The sequence below is a fragment of the Streptomyces sp. NPDC048566 genome (genome assembly GCF_043199735.1).
Classification (GTDB): domain Bacteria; phylum Actinomycetota; class Actinomycetes; order Streptomycetales; family Streptomycetaceae; genus Streptomyces.
This window is the reverse complement of record NZ_JBICWL010000003.1, coordinates 286,858-303,800: the sequence shown is the minus strand read 5'-3', so window position 1 is coordinate 303,800 and position 16,943 is coordinate 286,858. Positions and strand designations below refer to the sequence as shown.

The 16,943-nt window shown below is 70.9% G+C and carries 12 protein-coding genes; 1 reads left to right on the top strand and 11 read right to left on the bottom strand.

Annotated elements, in window-relative coordinates:
* Positions 1-95: 95 nt before the first annotated feature.
* The 10 genes from ACGFS9_RS08170 to ACGFS9_RS08125 all read right to left on the bottom strand — a co-directional run bounded on the left by ACGFS9_RS08170 (position 96) and on the right by ACGFS9_RS08125 (position 14,302).
* A complete protein-coding gene (locus ACGFS9_RS08170) occupies positions 96-1,625 on the bottom strand; it encodes a CHAD domain-containing protein (RefSeq protein ID WP_393251516.1) in 1,530 nt (509 codons plus the stop codon).
* Between the two features lie 326 nt (positions 1,626-1,951).
* Positions 1,952-3,151 (bottom strand): rod shape-determining protein RodA, encoded by a 1,200-nt coding sequence (gene rodA, locus ACGFS9_RS08165; RefSeq protein WP_393251515.1) that lies wholly within the window; start codon positions 3,149-3,151, stop codon positions 1,952-1,954.
* 34 nt (positions 3,152-3,185) lie between these two features.
* Positions 3,186-5,450, bottom strand: coding sequence for a penicillin-binding protein 2 (mrdA, locus tag ACGFS9_RS08160; RefSeq protein ID WP_393251514.1), 2,265 nt, complete (start codon positions 5,448-5,450; stop codon positions 3,186-3,188).
* Positions 5,451-5,590: 140 nt separating this feature from the next.
* Positions 5,591-6,262, bottom strand: a complete 672-nt coding sequence (mreD, locus tag ACGFS9_RS08155) for a rod shape-determining protein MreD (protein ID WP_393251513.1) — start codon at positions 6,260-6,262, stop codon at positions 5,591-5,593.
* A gap of 18 nt (positions 6,263-6,280) precedes the next feature.
* Positions 6,281-7,216: a rod shape-determining protein MreC gene (mreC, locus tag ACGFS9_RS08150; protein ID WP_393251512.1), complete on the bottom strand. Its 936-nt coding sequence runs from the start codon at positions 7,214-7,216 to the stop codon at positions 6,281-6,283.
* Between the two features lie 220 nt (positions 7,217-7,436).
* Positions 7,437-8,456, bottom strand: a complete 1,020-nt coding sequence (locus ACGFS9_RS08145) for a rod shape-determining protein (RefSeq protein WP_081217257.1) — start codon at positions 8,454-8,456, stop codon at positions 7,437-7,439.
* Positions 8,457-8,840: 384 nt separating this feature from the next.
* Entirely contained in the window at positions 8,841-9,254 is a 414-nt protein-coding gene (gene ndk, locus ACGFS9_RS08140) for a nucleoside-diphosphate kinase (RefSeq protein WP_393251511.1), read from the bottom strand.
* A 325-nt stretch (positions 9,255-9,579) separates the two neighbouring features.
* Positions 9,580-10,008 (bottom strand): DUF4233 domain-containing protein, encoded by a 429-nt coding sequence (locus ACGFS9_RS08135; protein WP_393251510.1) that lies wholly within the window; start codon positions 10,006-10,008, stop codon positions 9,580-9,582.
* Positions 10,009-10,013: 5 nt separating this feature from the next.
* Positions 10,014-11,549 carry a bifunctional folylpolyglutamate synthase/dihydrofolate synthase gene (locus tag ACGFS9_RS08130; RefSeq protein WP_393251509.1) on the bottom strand — a complete coding sequence of 512 codons (1,536 nt, stop codon included), beginning with the start codon at positions 11,547-11,549 and terminating at the stop codon, positions 10,014-10,016.
* A gap of 122 nt (positions 11,550-11,671) precedes the next feature.
* Positions 11,672-14,302, bottom strand: a complete 2,631-nt coding sequence (locus ACGFS9_RS08125; RefSeq protein ID WP_393251508.1) for a valine--tRNA ligase — start codon at positions 14,300-14,302, stop codon at positions 11,672-11,674.
* A 136-nt stretch (positions 14,303-14,438) separates the two neighbouring features.
* Between ACGFS9_RS08125 and ACGFS9_RS08120 the strand changes: the two genes are divergently transcribed.
* Positions 14,439-15,437, top strand: coding sequence for a hypothetical protein (locus ACGFS9_RS08120; RefSeq protein ID WP_393251507.1), 999 nt, complete (start codon positions 14,439-14,441; stop codon positions 15,435-15,437).
* 208 nt (positions 15,438-15,645) lie between these two features.
* Here the strand turns inward: ACGFS9_RS08120 and clpX are convergent, their stop codons facing one another.
* On the bottom strand, positions 15,646-16,932 hold the full coding sequence (gene clpX, locus ACGFS9_RS08115) for an ATP-dependent Clp protease ATP-binding subunit ClpX (RefSeq protein ID WP_366703279.1): 1,287 nt from the start codon (positions 16,930-16,932) through the stop codon (positions 15,646-15,648).
* Positions 16,933-16,943 lie beyond the last annotated feature (11 nt).

The window sequence follows — 16,943 nt, the reverse complement described above, 5'->3', positions numbered from 1 at the left end:
GGCCGGAGAGGGCTTCCGGCCATGATCGTCCGGTGGCCGCCCCCGGCCCGGGCCGGTCCCGCCCGGGGCCGGCCTTCGGAGGCCGTCGGGAGTGCTCACACGGACGTCTGCTCCAGCACCCTGGTCCACGCCCCCGGGAGCGCCGCCTCCGTGGCCGCCGCGCGCCGCTCCTCGCGTCCGTACAGCACGCCGTAGGTGAAGGAGTCCTCCCCCGCCGCGTGGGCCAGGTCCGCCAGTTCCCGCAGGGCCTCGCGGGTCATGACGCTGTCCTGGTGGTCGCCGAGGAGGCTCTGGAGCGACTTCATCGCCTTGGCGAGGCGGGCGGCCGGTGCGCCGAGGGCGGGGACGGCCGCCTCCGCGGCATACCGGGTGCGCTTGGCCCTCTTGCGGGCCTCGTGCATCGCGCGGTCGCGGTCGGCGCCGGGCGGTCCGTCGACGGCCGCGGCGACGAGGGCGGAGACCTTGGCGAGGTCCTTGCGGACCGCTTTCGCGATCACCTTGCGGGGGTCTCCCGCGGCTGCCGCGAGCAGCGGCGGGTCGGTGACGAGCGCGTCGAGGGTGTCGAGCAGCGTCAGGTAGCGCTCGCCGTCGAGGACGGCGATCAGGCGCTGGCGGGAGCCGCCGCGGCGATCCCGTGCCCAGGTGCGCAGCCGGGCGCGGACGGGGCCGCGGACCAGGGTGGGGGGCAGTTCCCCGAGGGCTTGGGCGAGGCGTTCGGTGAGGACCTCGCGGTCCCGGTCCACGCCGAGTTCGCCGGCCAGCCATTTCAGTTCGTCGCCGATCGGCCCGGTGACGGCGGGGTCCAGGATCTTGCCGTGGGAGGCGAAGGTGCCGCGCAGTCGGCGGGTGGCGACCCGCATGCTGTGGACGGAGTCGGGCAGGTCGCGGCGGACGGCCGGGTCGAGGCCGACGACGGCGTCCCGCTGGGCCCGGAGGTAGCGCAGGACGTGGTCGCCGGCGGTGGCGGGGGCCGCCGTCGCCGCCGGGGTGGTCCCGCGGGTGACCGGGGCGCGTCCGCCGGTCTCGGCGAGGGCCTTGGCGAGTTTGGAGGGCGCGGCGGAGCGGTGCAGGCCGGCCTTGCGGAGTCTCTTCTCGACCTTGTCGAGGAAGGCGGGGTCGCCGCCGTCGGCGAGTTCCACCTCGATCTCGGTCCAGGCGGCGGTGTGCGCCGCGGTGTCGAGGCGCTCCGCGCGGACCCGGTCGAGGCTGACCTCGGCGAGGAGGGCGCCGGAGGCGTCGAGGAGGTGGCGGACGTCGCGGGCGGACACCAGGCGGACGAGGGGGACGAGTTCGGCGTCGCGTACGCGGGAGCGCACGAGGCCGGAGAGGTCCTGGGGCACGGTGTCGGAGAGGGGCGCGCGGATCTCGTCGCGGACGTCTTCGGCGACGGGGAGTTTGAGGTGCCAGCCGGCGTCCGCGCCGCCGGTGCGGCGGCGCAGCGTGAGGGAGGCGGCGGCGAGGCGCTGGTCGGGGGTGTCGTAGTAGGTCGCGTCGAGTTCGGCGAGGCCCTCGTCGACGATGTCGGCGACTCCGGGGACGCCGCTCAGATCCGGCAGGCCGCCGGTGTCGCCCTGGGCCGCGGGCCCTTCGTACTTGCGCTCGATCTCGCGCTTCGTGTCCGCCATGAACCGAATCTAGACGTGTCATCGGGTCCTGGGCAGTACCCGATCGGCCTCTCCTCGGCGATGTGCCGCCCGCCGCGGCGGGCGGACGCCGGCTCCGGGCGGGGGCGGCGGACGGGCCTGCGGGGGTGTCCGGCGCGGCGGGGTGCGGTCGTGAGGCGGCCCTGGTGCTTGCGGCTCCGGGCCGGGTGGGCTGTTCCCGGGGCCGGACCGGTCGGGGGGGGCCGGCTCGTCGCACCGTCGCGGGTGCGGCGGGCCGGGGCCGCGCACACGCGGGCACGGTCCGCCGGCTCCGCCGTGCCCGGACGTCCTCGGTGCCTCGGTGCCGGCTACGCCGACATCGGTCGCTGCACCCTGATCGACTGGAGCAGGCCCACGGCGACCCAGACGGCGAACATGGAGGATCCGCCGTAGGAGACGAAGGGCAGGGGCAGACCGGCGACCGGCATGATGCCGAGCGTCATGCCGATGTTCTCGAACGCCTGGAAGGCGAACCAGGCGATGATGCCGGCGGCGACGATCGTGCCGTACAGCTCGGTGGTCTCGCGGGCGATGCGGCAGGCGCGCCACAGGACCACGCCGAGGAGCACCAGGATCAGGCCCGCCCCGACGAAGCCGAGTTCCTCGCCGGCGACGGTGAAGACGAAGTCGGTCTGCTGTTCGGGCACGAACTGGCCGGTGGTCTGCGAGCCCTGGCCGAGGCCGGTGCCGAAGAGGCCGCCGGAGCCGATGGCGATGCGGGCCTGGTTGGTGTTGTAGCCGACGCCGGCCGGGTCGAGGTCGGGGTTGGCGAAGGCCGCGAACCGGTTGATCTGGTACTCGTCGAGGATGTGCAGCTGCCAGACGGCGACCGCGCCGAGGGCGCCGGCGCCGATCAGTCCGAACACCCAGCGGTTGGAGGCGCCGGAGGCGAGCAGGACGCCCAGGATGATGATGACCATGACCATGACCGAGCCGAGGTCGGGCATCAGGAGCACGATCATGATCGGGACGGCGGCCAGTCCGAGTGCCTGGAGCACCGTGCGGTGGTCCGGGTAGGGCTTGTCCCCGGCGTCGACCCGGGCGGCGAGCAGCATCGCCATGCCCAGGATGATCGTGATCTTCACGAACTCCGAGGGCTGGAGCGAGAAGCCGCCGCCGAGGACGATCCAGGCGTGGGCGCCGTTGACGGTGGCGCCCAGCGGGGTGAGCACCATGAGGATCAGGAAGACGGAGATGCCGTAGAGGATGGGGACGGCCGTGCGCAGGGTGCGGTGGCCGAGCCAGATGGTGCCGATCATCAGCGCGATGCCGATGCCGGTGTTCATGAGGTGGCGGATGAGGAAGTAGTACGGGTCGCCCTGGTTGATCTCGGTGCGGTTGCGGGTCGCCGAGTAGACGAGGGCCGCGCCGATGAGGGACAGGGCGACGGCGGACAGCAGTATCGGCCAGTCGAGCCGGCGGGCGAGCGAGTCGCGGGCGAGGACTCGCGTCCAGCCCGCGCGCTCGGGCCCGTACCCGGAGACGGAGAAGTTGTTGGCTCCGGTCATGTCAGTTCCTCGGGGCGTCGGATCGCCGCGGTCGTCATGCCGGGACCCGCTTCCCGCGCCGCCTGCCGGGGCCGCCGGCGCGCCGGCGGGTGTCGCGGTTGGCGGCGGTGGGCGAGGCCGTGGTGGCGGCGGGCAGGTCCTGGTTCTGGTCGTTGGTGGCGTCCCGCAGGGCGTCACTGGCCTGAAGGTCCTTGACCGGGTCCTTGGAGACGGCCGGGGAGTCGATCGAGCCGTCGCTCTGGATCTTCGGCAGGCTCTTCTGCGGGGTGGGCAGGAGAGCCCTCTTCTTGTCGATGCTGCCGTCGGCGGAGACGCCGTAGAGCGCGTTGTAGATCTTGCGGACGGCCTCACCGGACGCACCCGAGCCGGTACCGGCCTGGGAGATCGTCATGATGATCGAGTAGTCCTTGGAGTAGGTGGCGAGCCAGGAGGTCGTCTGCTTGCCGTAGACCTCGGCGGTGCCGGTCTTGGCGTGCAGCGGGATCTTGTCCTGGGGCCAGCCGCCGAACTTCCAGGCGGCGGTACCGCGGGTGACGACGCCCGCGAAGGCTTCGTCTATCCCCTTGAGGGTGGCCGGGGTGACGGGCAGCTTGCCGTTCACCTTCGGCTTGATCTCGCGGACCGTCTTGCCGTCGGGGCTGACGAGGGCCTTGCCGATGGTCGGGGCGTAGAGGGTGCCGCCGTTGGAGACCGCGGAGTAGATCGCCGCCTCCTGGATCGGGGTGACGAGGGTGTCACCCTGCCCGATGGAGTAGTTGATCGAGTCGCCCTCGCGCATCCGGTTGCCTTCGAGGCAGTTCTCGTAGGCGATCTGCTGGACGTAGGTGCCGTTCTTCTTGCCGGTCTTGCACCAGGAGTCCTTGTTGGCCTTCCAGTAGTCGGCCTTCCACCGGCGGTCCGGGACGCGGCCGGTGACCTCGTTGGGGAGGTCGATGCCGGTCTCCTTGCCGAGGCCGAACTGGTGGGCGGCCTTGTAGAAGTAGTCCTTGGGGGTCTTCTTGGGGTTGATGCCCCCGTCCTTCTTCCACTCGTTGTCGGAGAGGCCGTAGAAGACGGTGTCGCAGGAGACCTCCAGCGCGCGGCCCAGGGAGATGGGGCCGAAGCTCTCGCCTTCGAAGTTCTTGAAGACCTGGTTGCCCACGGAGTAGGAGCTGGTGCACGGGTAGCGCCCGTCGAAGGCGTATCCGGCCTCGACGGCGGCGGCCGTGGAGACCACCTTGAACGTGGAGCCGGGGGCGGACTGGCCCTGGATCGCGCGGTTCAGCAGGGGGTAGTTGGAGTCCTTGCCGGTGAGGGCGGTGTAGTCCTTGCCGGAGATGCCGCCGACCCAGGCGTTCGGGTCGTAGGTGGGGTTGGAGGCCATGGCGACGACGCGGCCGGTCTTGGCCTCCATCACCACGACGGCTCCGGAGTCGGCCTTGTAGTTCTCGCCGGTGATCTTGTCGAACTGGGTGCGGGCGACCTTCATCGCGTCGTTCAGCTCGTACTCGGCGACCCGCTGGACGCGGGAGTCGATGCTGGTGACCAGGTTGTCGCCGGGCTCGGCCGCGTCGCTCTCGGCCCGGCCGATGACGCGGCCGAGGTTGTCGACCTCGTAGCGGGTGACGCCGGCCTTGCCGCGCAGCGCCTTGTCGTACTGGCGCTCCAGGCCGGAGCGCCCGACCTGGTCGGAGCGCAGGTACGGGGAGTCGGTGTCCTTGGCCTTGGTGATCTCGGCGTCGGTGACGGGCGAGAGGTAGCCGAGGACCTGGGCGGTGTTGGCCTTGCCGGGGGCGGCGTAGCGGCGCACGGCCTCGGGTTCGGCGCTGATGCCGGGGAAGTCCTCGGAGCGCTCGCGGATCTGGAGGGCCTGCTTGGCGGTGGCCTCGTCGGTGATGGGGATGGGCTGGTAGGGCGAGCCGTTCCAGCAGGGCTGCGGCGTGTCGGCGTCGCAGAGGCGGACCTTCTCCATGACGTCCTTGGGCTTCATGCCGAGGACGCCGGCGAGCTTGGTGAGGACGGCCCGGCCGTCGTCCTTCATCTTCAGCAGGTCGGTGCGGGAGGCGGAGACCACCAGGCGGGTCTCGTTGTCGGCGATGGGGACGCCGCGCGCGTCGAGGATCGAGCCGCGGACGGCGGGCTGGACGACCTGCTGGACGTGGTTGCCGGAGGCTTCCTTGGCGTATTCGTCGCCGTTGCGGATCTGGAGGTACCAGAGCCGGCCGCCGAGGGTGCCGAGGAGGGAGAGTACGAGAATCTGGATGACGACGAGCCGGATCTGGACCCGTGGGGTCCGGCCGGTCTCCGGGATGTTGGTCACTGCTGGTGCCTCCCCCTCTCAGTGCGTGTATGTGACATACGAGTACACGGCGAAGCTGTGCGGGGCGAGCCCCCGACCGGCCACGTTCCGTGCTGCGCGCGGCGCCCCGGAAGAGGGCCGGGCCGATCTGCCCGGGGTCCTCACAGGCGCTTCACCCCCTTGATGCGTCCGGCGCGGGCGACCCGCGCCTTGGCGGCCTTCACGCGCAGTCCGCCGCGCTGGCCCCCGATGCGCAGACCGGTGCCGGAGGACGGCCAGCCGGTGGCGACGTCGCCGCCGGGGGCGGACGAACCGGCCTCCGCGAGCGGGTCGTTCTCGGCGCGCCGGGCGAGTGCCATCACGACGGGGACGACGAACGGCGCGAGCAGCAGGTCGTAGAGGGCCGCCGTGAACAGCAGGCTGGTGAGTCCCACGTGGCGGGCGGCGGTGTCGCCGACGAGGGCGCCGACTCCGGCGTAGAGCAGGGTGGAGCCGATCGCGGCGACGACGACCACGGCCATCGGCGCGGTGGCCGACTTCAGGCGGCCGTTCTCGGGTTTGACGAGGCCGGCGCAGTAGCCGATGACGCAGAGCACGAGGGCGTAGCGCCCGGCGGCGTGGTCGGCGGGCGGGACGACGTCGGAGAGCAGTCCGGCGCCGAAGCCGATGAGCGCGCCGCCGACGTGTCCGTAGACCATGGCGAGGGCGATCACGGTCAGCAGCACCAGGTCGGGGACGGCCCCCGGGAGGTGGAGCCGGGCGAGGACGCTCACCTGGATCACCAGGGCGACGACCACCAGGGTGACGGAGAGCAGCATCCTGTTGAGACGCATGGGATTCGGCTCCTCCTGCTACTGCTGGCCGTCGACGGGGGCGTTCGCCGAGGGGGTGACCGTGACGGTGACGGTCGGCGTGGGCGTGGGCTTGGGTTTGGCGGGGAGCACGGTGTCGCGCGGGTCGCTCTTCGGGGCGGTGACGACGACGCCGAGGATGTCGAGCCGGGTGAACGACACGAACGGTTTGACGTAGACCGTGCGGGTCAGGTCGCCGCCGGAGGGGTCGACCCGGGAGACGACGCCGACGGGGACGCCGGGGACGAACGGCTTGTCGGCCTGCGATCCGAAGGTGACCAGCCGGTCGCCCTTCTTGATCTTCGCCTTGGCGTTGAGCAGTTCGACGCGCAGCGGGCTGTCGCCCTGGCCGGAGGCGAAGCCGAGTTCGTCGCTGGACTCCATGCGGGTGCCGACGGTGAAGTCGGGGTCGTTGGCCAGCAGGACGGTGGCGGTGTCCGGGCCGACGGTGGTGACGCGGCCGACGAGGCCGTCGCCGTTGAGGACCGTCATGTCGCGCTCGATGCCCTCGCGGGCGCCGACGTCGATGGTGACGGTCCAGGAGAAGCCCTGGGCCGCTCCTATGGCGATCACTTCGGCGCCCTTGATGCCGTACTGGCCCTCGCCCGCGACCCTGATCATCTTGTCGAGCTGCTTGAGGCGGCTGCGGTTGCGGTCGTCGCTGCCGAGTTTCGCCTTCAACGCCGCGTTGTCGTGCTCCAGTTGGGCGACGCGGTCGTGGCGGTCGCCGGAGTCGCGGATCGCGGCGACGGCGTTGCCGACGGGGTCGACCGCGGACGACACCCCGTTCTCGATCGGGCCGAAGACCGTCGCGGCGGCCTGGCGGGCACCGTCGACCGGTGAGTCCTGCCCGCCGCGGATGTCCACCGTGATCAGTGCGAACGCGATGGCGATCAGCAGCACCAGGAGCAGCCGGCTCTCTCGTGTGTCCCTCACGTGCGGCGGCCGTGCCTTCCTCGTCGGAATGGTTCAACAGGGGCGCACCCCGGGCGAGAAGCGGGCCCGCGGGTGCGGTGAGGCTGGGGGGATGGAGTGGCGGACGGGGTGGGCGATATGAGAGAGGTTATGTCTGTCTGTCGCAGGAGTTTATGCCTCCACGCCAACGATCCGCCGTACGAGAAGGGGTCGTCCCGTACGGCGGAATCGAAGTGTTACGTCATCTGCGCGGCTGCGCATCCAGGACCTGCTGGAGTGCCTCGAACTCCTCGACGCACTTGCCGGAGCCGAGGGCAACGCTGTCGAGCGGGTCCTCCGCGATGTGGATGGGCATGCCGGTCTCCCGGCGGAGCCGCTCGTCGAGGCCGCGCAGCAGGGCTCCGCCGCCGGTCAGAACGATTCCGCGGTCCATCACGTCGCCGGAGAGCTCGGGCGGGCACTTGTCGAGCGTCGTCTTCACGGCGTCGACGATGGCGTTGACCGGCTCCTCGATCGCCTTGCGGACCTCCGCCGCGGAGATGACGACCGTCTTGGGCAGGCCGGACACGAGGTCCCGGCCGCGGATTTCGGTGTGCTCGTCAGTGTCGAGGTCGTACGCCGAACCGATCGTGATCTTGATCTGCTCGGCCGTCCGCTCACCGAGAAGGAGGCTGTACTCCTTCTTGATGTGCTGGATGATCGCGTTGTCCAGCTCGTCGCCCGCGACGCGGATGGACTGGGCGGTGACGATGCCGCCGAGCGAGATGACCGCGACCTCCGTGGTGCCGCCGCCGATGTCCACCACCATGTTGCCCGTGGCCTCGTGGACCGGCAGGCCGGAGCCGATGGCGGCGGCCATGGGCTCCTCGATGATGTGCACCTGGCGGGCGCCGGCCTGGGACGACGCCTCGATGACGGCACGGCGCTCGACGCCCGTGATGCCGGAGGGCACACAGACGACGACACGGGGACGGGCGAGGTAGCGCCGCTTGTGGATCTTCAGGATGAAGTAGCGGAGCATGCGCTCGGTGATCTCGAAGTCGGCGATCACACCGTCCTTCAGCGGGCGCACGGCAACGATGTTGCCCGGCGTCCGCCCGATCATCTTCTTCGCTTCGGCGCCGACCGCGAGGATGCCACCGGTGTTGGTGTTGATCGCGACGACGGACGGCTCGTTGAGTACGATCCCGCGACCCCTGACGTACACCAGCGTGTTGGCGGTCCCGAGGTCGACAGCCATGTCACGGCCGATGAACGACATTGAGTTCCCCATCAGGATTCGTCTGGCCTTCCCAAGTGGAGCTTTGACGGCTGTTTAGGACGGCGAGGTGGGTGCAGTGACGTGAAGGGCTCCATCGTAGACGCGCCTTCCCGAACACTGCGCGAGGGTCTTCGCCATTGTCAGCAGATGATGGGCCGCCCCGCTCCTGGAGACGGGCCAACAGGGGCACGCGTTCCCCCGATCGGCGTGCATATGCCACGGGACGGCCGATTTTTTCACGGCCGCCCCAGGTCAGGCACCCCCGAAAGGGCTGACGCCCCCTCAGAAAATTTCTCCGAAAATGCACCGCGCGCCGCGCTCCGGCTCCCGCCGATCCTCCGGCGGGAGCCTCCACGGGCGGCGGCGGGCCCTCGATTTCGACGCTCAGGCGCGGCCCGGGAAGAAGATCTTCACCTCGCGCTCGGCGGACTCCTCGGAGTCCGAGGCGTGGATCAGGTTCTCGCGGACGATCACGCCGTAGTCACCCCGGATGGAGCCGGGGGCGGCGGCGATCGGGTCGGTCGGACCGGCGAGGGCGCGCACGCCCTCGATGACCCGCTCGCCCTCGACGATCAGCGCCACGACCGGCCCGGAGGCCATGAAGTCCACCAGCGGCTCGTAGAAGGGCTTGCCCTTGTGCTCGCCGTAGTGCTGCTCCAGCGTGTCCTGGTCCAGGGTCCGCAGCTCCAGCGCGGTGATCTGCCAGCCGGCCTTCCGCTCGATACGGCTGATGATCTCGCCGGTCAGGCCGCGCCGGACGGCGTCGGGCTTGAGGAGGACGAGGGTGCGCTGGCTCACGGGGTGGCTCCTTCGGGTCACGCATGTGCGGGTGACCCGAGGCTACAGGGCGTGTCGGGGGCGCTGTCACGCAGCGTCAGCTGCTAGGGCGGGTTGCGAGGTGCCCTCCTCCCGCCTCCGGGCGAACGAAGGACTCTCGCGACACGCCCCACGGGGTCAGCGCCGCCCCTCCGTGCCGGGGCAGGCATGGTCGGCGCCCCGCACGACGGACCCCTCTCCGGCCGGGTGCCCCGGCCGGACGCGCCCGCGAGCCGCCGGTCGGGCACGCCTGCGCCGGTCGCGGCGGCGGACCGGCGGCATCGGCGTCCACCGGCCCGGGGCCGGATCAAGCCGGTGTGCCGCCCGCGGCCCGCGGCTGGGCCGGGCCCTCGGACCGGGGCCCGGCCGGGGCCTCGCCGTCCTCCGGTGCCCGCTCGGCCGACTCCGCCTGCGCGGCGAACCGGGCCTTGGCCTCGTCGATCGTGCGTCCGAAGTGGACCGAGGCCCACCACAGGGCCGCGAAGGCGGCACCGAGCACGAACATGGACGGGACGAAGAAGCCGCCCGCGATCAGCAGGATCTGCAGCGCCCAGCCCAGCTGGACCCCGCCGGGCCGGGTGATCATGCCGCACAGCAGCACGCTCAGCGCCATCAGGACGCCGCAGACCGTCCAGACCGTGCCCGTGGACAGGGCCGGGTCCTTCATCGCGACGAGTCCGGCGAAGCCGATGACGAAGAACTCGCCGATCAGGGTGGAAGCACAGAGCGTGCGCACGACAGTCAGCCCCTCCCCAGGAGCAGCCGGGCCTCGCCGACCGTGATGACGGATCCGGTGACCAGCACGCCGCCGCCCGCGTACTCGCCCTCTTCCTCGGCGAGCGTGATCGCGGCCTCCAGCGCGTCGTCGAGCCGCGGCTCGACCTGCACGCGGTCGTCGCCGAAGACCTCGACGGCGATCGCGGCCAGCGTGTCCGCGTCCATCGCGCGGTGGCTGGAGTTCTGCGTGACGACGACCTCGGCGAAGATCGGCTCGAAGGCCTCCAGCAGCTCCCGCACGTTCTTGTCGCCGCTCGCGCCGACGACCCCGATCAGCCGGCTGAAGTCGAACACCTCGCTCACCGCCTCGGCGGTGGCGCGGGCGCCCGCCGGGTTGTGGGCGGCGTCGAGCACCACCGTCGGCGACCTGCGCACGATCTCCAGCCGCCCCGGGGAGGTCACGGAGGCGAACGCCTTGCGCACGGTGTCGATGTCCAGCTTCTCGGCGTGCGCCGAGCCCACGCCGAAGAACGCCTCGACCGCGGCGAGCGCCACCGCCGCGTTGTGCGCCTGGTAGGCGCCGTGCAGCGGCAGGAACACCTCCTCGTACGTGCCACCGAGACCGCGCAGCGTGAGCAGCTGCCCGCCCACCGCGACCTGCCGTGCGGCGACGCCGAACTCCAGGCCCTCGCGGGCCACCGTCGCGTCGACCTCCACGGCCTTCTTCAGCAGGACCTGGGCCGCGTCGACCGGCTGCTGGGCGAGGATCACCGTCGCGTCCTGCTTGACGATCCCCGCCTTCTCCACCGCGATCTCGCCGGGCGTGCCGCCCAGCCGGTCGGTGTGGTCGAGGTCGATGGGGGTCACGACGGCCACGTCGCCGTCGATCACGTTCGTGGCGTCCCAGCTGCCGCCCATGCCGACCTCGACGACGGCCACGTCCACCGGGGTGTCCGCGAAGGCCGCGTAGGCCATGCCGGTCAGCACCTCGAAGAACGACAGCCGGTGCTCCTGCGCGGCGTCGACCATCTCCACGTACGGCTTGATGTCGTGGTACGTCTCGATGAACCGCTCGGCGGAGACGGGCGCCCCGTCCAGGCTGATCCGCTCGGTGACCGACTGGACGTGCGGACTGGTGTAGCGCCCGGTGCGCAGCTCGAAGGCGCCCAGCAGCGCCTCGATCATGCGGGCCGTGGAGGTCTTGCCGTTCGTGCCGGTGATGTGGATCGAAGGGTAGGCGCGCTGCGGCTCCCCGAGGACGTCCATCAGCGCCGCGATCCGGCTGACGGACGGCTCCAGCTTGGTCTCGCCCCAGCGGCCGGCCAGCTCCGCCTCCACCTCGCGCAGCGCCTTGTCGACCTCGGGGTCGGCGGGACGCGCGGGTACGTCGGCCTGGCGGCCTCCGCCCCCCTGGGCGCGCAGGGTACGGCTGCCCGCCTCGATCACCGCGAGGTCGGGGTCGCGCTCGGTCTCGGCCTCGACGATCTCCTCGAAGAGACCGAGCGGATCACGCTCCGGATCGTCGGGCGCGCTGCTGTCGTGCGGGGGGAGGTCGCTCACGGTGCCAGTCTACGGAGGCGGCGGGGTGGGTGGGCGTGTGGGGGTTTCGCCCTGTCCGCCCCGGCACGGCGAAGGCCCCGGGACCGGGTGGTCCGGGGGCCTTCGTGGCGCGGGGCGGGTGGCTACGCCGCGGGGAGGCGGGTCAGCTGCTCCTGGATGCGGGCGATGTCCTCGTCGGCCTTGGCCAGCCGGGTGCGGATCTTGTCCACCACCTGATCGGGTGCCTTGGCGAGGAACGCCTCGTTGCCGAGCTTGGCGTTGGCCTGCGCCTTCTCCTTCTCGGCGGCGGCGAGGTCCTTGGCGAGCCGCTTGCGCTCGGCGGCGACGTCGATCGTGCCCGACAGGTCGAGCGCGACCGTGGCACCGCCGACCGGGAGGGTCGCCGTGGCCGCGAAGCTCTCGCCCTCCGGCTGGAGCCGCAGCAACTGGCGGATGGCGGCCTCGTGCGGGGCGAGCGCGGTGCCGTCGAGGGTCAGCCGGGCCGGGACCCGCTGACCGGGCTGGAGACCCTGGTCGGCGCGGAAGCGGCGGACCTCGGTGATCACCGACTGGAGCGCCTCGATCTCCCGCTCGGCGGCGGTGTCCCGGAAGCCGCTGTCCCTCGGCCACTCGGCGACGACCACGGACTCGCCGCCGGTGAGCGTCGTCCAGAGCGTGTCCGTGACGAACGGCACGATCGGGTGGAGCAGTCGCAGCGTGACGTCGAGGACCTCGCCGAGGACCCGCCCGGAGACCTTCGCGGGCTCGCCGCCCGCCATGAACGTCGTCTTGGACAGCTCGACGTACCAGTCGAAGACCTCGTCCCAGGCGAAGTGGTACAGCGCGTCCGACAGCTTGGCGAACTGGAAGTCCTCGTAGAACGCGTCGACTTCGGCGACGGTCTCGTTCAGCCGGGACAGAATCCACCGGTCGGTGGCCGACAGCGCCTCGGCGGGCGGGAGTTCGCCCTCGACGGTCGCGCCGTTCATCAGCGCGAACCGGGTGGCGTTCCAGATCTTGTTCGCGAAGTTGCGCGAGGCCTGGACCCAGTCCTCGCCGATCGGCACGTCCGTACCGGGGTTGGCGCCGCGGGCGAGGGTGAAGCGGACGGCGTCGGAGCCGTACTTGTCCATCCAGTCGAGCGGGTCCACGACGTTGCCGAAGGACTTCGACATCTTCTTGCCGCGCTCGTCACGGACCAGGCCGGTGAGGGCGATGGTCTTGAAGGGCGCCTCGCCGTCCATCGCGTAGAGGCCGAACATCATCATCCGGGCGACCCAGAAGAAGATGATGTCGTGGCCGGTGAGCAGGACGTCGGTCGGGTAGAACTTCTCCAGGTCCGGGGTCCGCTCCGGCCAGCCCAGCGTGGAGAACGGCCACAGGCCGGAGGAGAACCAGGTGTCGAGGACGTCGGTGTCCTGCTTCCAGCCCTCGGCCTCGGTGCCCGGCGGCTCCTCGTCGGGGCCGACGCAGACGACCTCGCCCTCGGGGCCGTACCAGACGGGGATGCGGTGGCCCCACCACAACTGCCGCGAGATGCACCAGTCGTGCATGTTGTCGACCCAGTCGAAGTAGCGCTTCGACATCTCGGCGGGGTGGATGGAGACCCGGCCGTCGCGGACGGCGTCGCCGGCCGCCTGGGCGAGCGGGGCGACCTTGACCCACCACTGCATCGACAGGCGGGGCTCGACGGTGGTCCGGCACCGCGAGCAGTGGCCCACCGAGTGGACGTAGGGGCGCTTCTCGGTGACGATCCGGCCCTGCGAGCGCAGCGCCGCGACGATCGCGCTGCGCGCCTCGAAGCGGTCGAGTCCCTGGAAGGGGCCGTGGACGGTGATGACGGCCCGCTCGTCCATGACGGTGATCGACTCCAGGCCGTGGCGCCGGCCGATCGCGAAGTCGTTCGGGTCGTGGGCGGGGGTGACCTTGACGGCGCCCGTCCCGAACTCGGGGTCGACGTGGGTGTCCGCGACGACCGGAATGGTGCGGTTCGTCAGCGGGAGCTTGATGTGCTTGCCGACCAGGTGCCGGTAGCGCTCGTCGTCGGGGTGGACGGCGACCGCGGTGTCGCCGAGCATCGTCTCGGCACGGGTGGTGGCGACCACCAGGGTCTCCTCGCCCTCCCCGTAGGTGATGGAGACGAGTTCGCCGTCGTCCTCCTGGTACTCGACCTCGATGTCCGAGATCGCCGTCAGGCAGCGGGGGCACCAGTTGATGATGCGCTCGGCGCGGTAGATCAGCTCGTCGTCGAAGAGCCGCTTGAAGATGGTCTGGACGGCCTGGGAGAGGCCCTCGTCCATGGTGAACCGCTCGCGGTCCCAGTCGACGCCGTCGCCCAGGCGCCGCATCTGGCCGAGGATCTTGCCGCCGTACTCCTCCTTCCACTGCCAGACGCGCTCGACGAACTCCTCGCGCCCCAGGTCCTGCCGCGACTTGCCCTCTTCGGCGAGCTGCTGCTCGACCTTGTTCTGCGTCGCGATACCGGCGTGGTCCATGCCCGGCAGCCACAGCGACTCGTAGCCCTGCATGCGCTTGCGGCGGGTCAGCGCGTCCATGAGCGTGTGCTGGAAGGCGTGCCCCAGGTGCAGCGAGCCCGTGACGTTCGGCGGCGGGATGACGATGGTGTACGCGGGCTTGTCGCTCTTCGCGTCGGCGGCGAAGTAACCCCGTTCCACCCAGCGCTCGTACAGCGGCCCCTCTACGTCGGCCGGCGCGTACTGGGTCGGCAGGTCGGAGGTGGGGGCTGCTGGCGGCTGCTGAGAGTTCTCGGTCACGGGGTCAGTTTAGGGGCGTCACACCCGTGTCCCGAAACGGGATTACTTCGTAACGGTGCCACCCCCGCAGACCCCGCCGCGCGCCCGGTGCGCCAGGATGTCAGGAACACATAAGCATCTGGAGGGGAACCCAGGAATGAGCTTCAACCAGCCCGGCCCGTACGGCGGGCAGCCCCAGCAGCCCGGTCCGTACGGTCAGCCGGGCGGCGGGCAGCCCCCACAGCCCGGGCCCTACGGTCAGCCGGGCCCCTACGGCCAGCCGCCCCAGCAAGCGCCGCAGCAGGCGCCGCAGCCGGGGTACGGCTACCCGCAGCAGGCCCCTCCGGCGCAGCCCGGCTACGGCTACCCGCAGCAGGCCGGCCAGCCGCAGACCCCTCCCTACGGCCAGCAGCCCGCCTACGGCCAGCAGCCGCCCTACACCACCGTCCCGATGCCGCCCGCACCGTCCGGCGGCGGCAAGAGGACGGGCCTGATCATCGGCGGTGTCGCGGTGGTGGCGGCGGTCGCGGTGGGCGTGTACTTCGCGATCGGCGGGGGCGGCGGCGGTTCGAGCGTGGCCGACGACGGCCCGCACAAGCTGACGACCCCGGCCAAGGTGATCAACGGCGAGTACCAGCGCATGGGCGGCGATCGCGGACCGCAGGCCCCCTCCTCCGGCGACGCGAAGGACCTGGCCGCCAGCGGTATCACCGGCGCGAAGTCGGTGGACGCCATCTACTCCACGATCGACCTCTCCGACCCGGACACGCTGAAAGACCCCACGGCCATCGCCGGATCGAAGGCCGTGACGTTCTCCGGCCTCTACGGCAAGGTGAAGGATCCGGAGTCCGCGCTCGACGCCGCGTTCGCCAACATCAAGAAGGACTCGTCCAAGAGCTCCACCAACAAGATCGAGTTCGTCGGGGACCCCCAGTCGGTGAGCCCGGCCGGTCTCGACGGCGCCATCATGAAGTGCCAGCAGGCGAAGGCGCCCAACCGGGCGACCGGCAAGACCGACACCCAGTACATGTGCATGTGGGCCGACTACAGCACGCTCGGCTTCGGTGTGGCCGCCGAGGGCGGCCAGGGCGTGAGCATGGACGAGTCCGCCAAGGTGACCGCGGCTCTGCGCAAGGACATCCGCGTCAAGATCTGACCGGTTCGCCGGACGACCGCGAACGAAGAGGCGCTCCGCGGATTCCGCGGGGCGCCTCGGTCGTGAACGTGCCGGGTTCGCCAGGCGGGGACTCGGTCGCCGTGCCCGTCCGCGCGTTCGTCCCGGAGAAGCGGGGCGCGGGGCAACGAAGAGGGGCGCCCGGCGACTTGTGTCGCCGGGCGCCCCTCTTCTCGTGGTGGGCGGCCCGTCAGGCCGTCTTCTGCTCCCCCGGCCCCCCGCGCCGCGCGTCCCGCGGGATGAGCGTCGGGTTGACGTTCGACAGGACGACGTCGGCGGTGATGACGACGCGGGCGACGTCCTTGCGGGACGGGACCTCGTACATCACGGCCTGGAGGACTTCCTCCATGATGGCGCGCAGACCGCGTGCGCCGGTCTGCCGCAGGATCGCCTGGTCGGCGATGGCCTCCAGCGCCTCACGCTCGAAGTCCAGCTCCACGCCGTCGAGTTCGAAGAGGCGCTGGTACTGCTTGACCAGGGCGTTGCGCGGCTCGACGAGGATCTGCAGGAGCGCCTCGCGGTCGAGGTTGTGCACCGAGGTGATGACCGGCAGGCGGCCGATGAACTCGGGGATCATGCCGAACTTGACCAGGTCCTCCGGCATGACGTCCTCGAACTGGTCCTTGGACTCCAGCTCCCGCTTCGAGCGGATCGTCGCGCCGAAGCCGATGCCCTTGGCGCCCGCCCGGGACTCGATGAGCTTCTCCAGGCCGGCGAAGGCACCGCCCACGATGAACAGGACGTTCGTCGTGTCGATCTGGATGAACTCCTGGTGCGGGTGCTTGCGTCCGCCCTGCGGAGGAACCGAGGCCGTGGTGCCTTCGAGGATCTTGAGCAGGGCCTGCTGGACGCCCTCGCCGGACACGTCGCGCGTGATCGACGGGTTCTCGCTCTTGCGGGCCACCTTGTCGATCTCGTCGATGTAGATGATCCCGGTCTCGGCCTTCTTGACGTCGTAGTCGGCCGCCTGGATGAGCTTCAGGAGGATGTTCTCGACGTCCTCGCCGACGTAGCCCGCCTCCGTCAGCGCCGTCGCGTCGGCGATGGCGAACGGGACGTTCAGCATGCGGGCGAGGGTCTGCGCGAGGAGCGTCTTGCCGGAGCCGGTGGGGCCCAGCAGCAGGATGTTGGACTTCGCCAACTCGATGGCGTCCTCGCGGTTCTGGCCCGTGCTGTTCTCGCCGGCCTGGACCCGCTTGTAGTGGTTGTACACCGCGACGGAGAGCGCCTTCTTGGCGGACTCCTGACCGACCACGTAGCCCTCGAGGAACTCGTAGATCTCGCGGGGCTTGGGGAGTTCCTCCCAGCGCACCTCGCTCGTCTCCGCGAGTTCTTCCTCGATGATCTCGTTGCAGAGATCGATGCACTCGTCGCAGATGTACACACCGGGGCCTGCGATGAGCTTCTTGACCTGCTTCTGGCTCTTGCCACAGAACGAGCACTTGAGCAGATCGCCGCCGTCACCGATGCGTGCCACGGTGTGCTTCC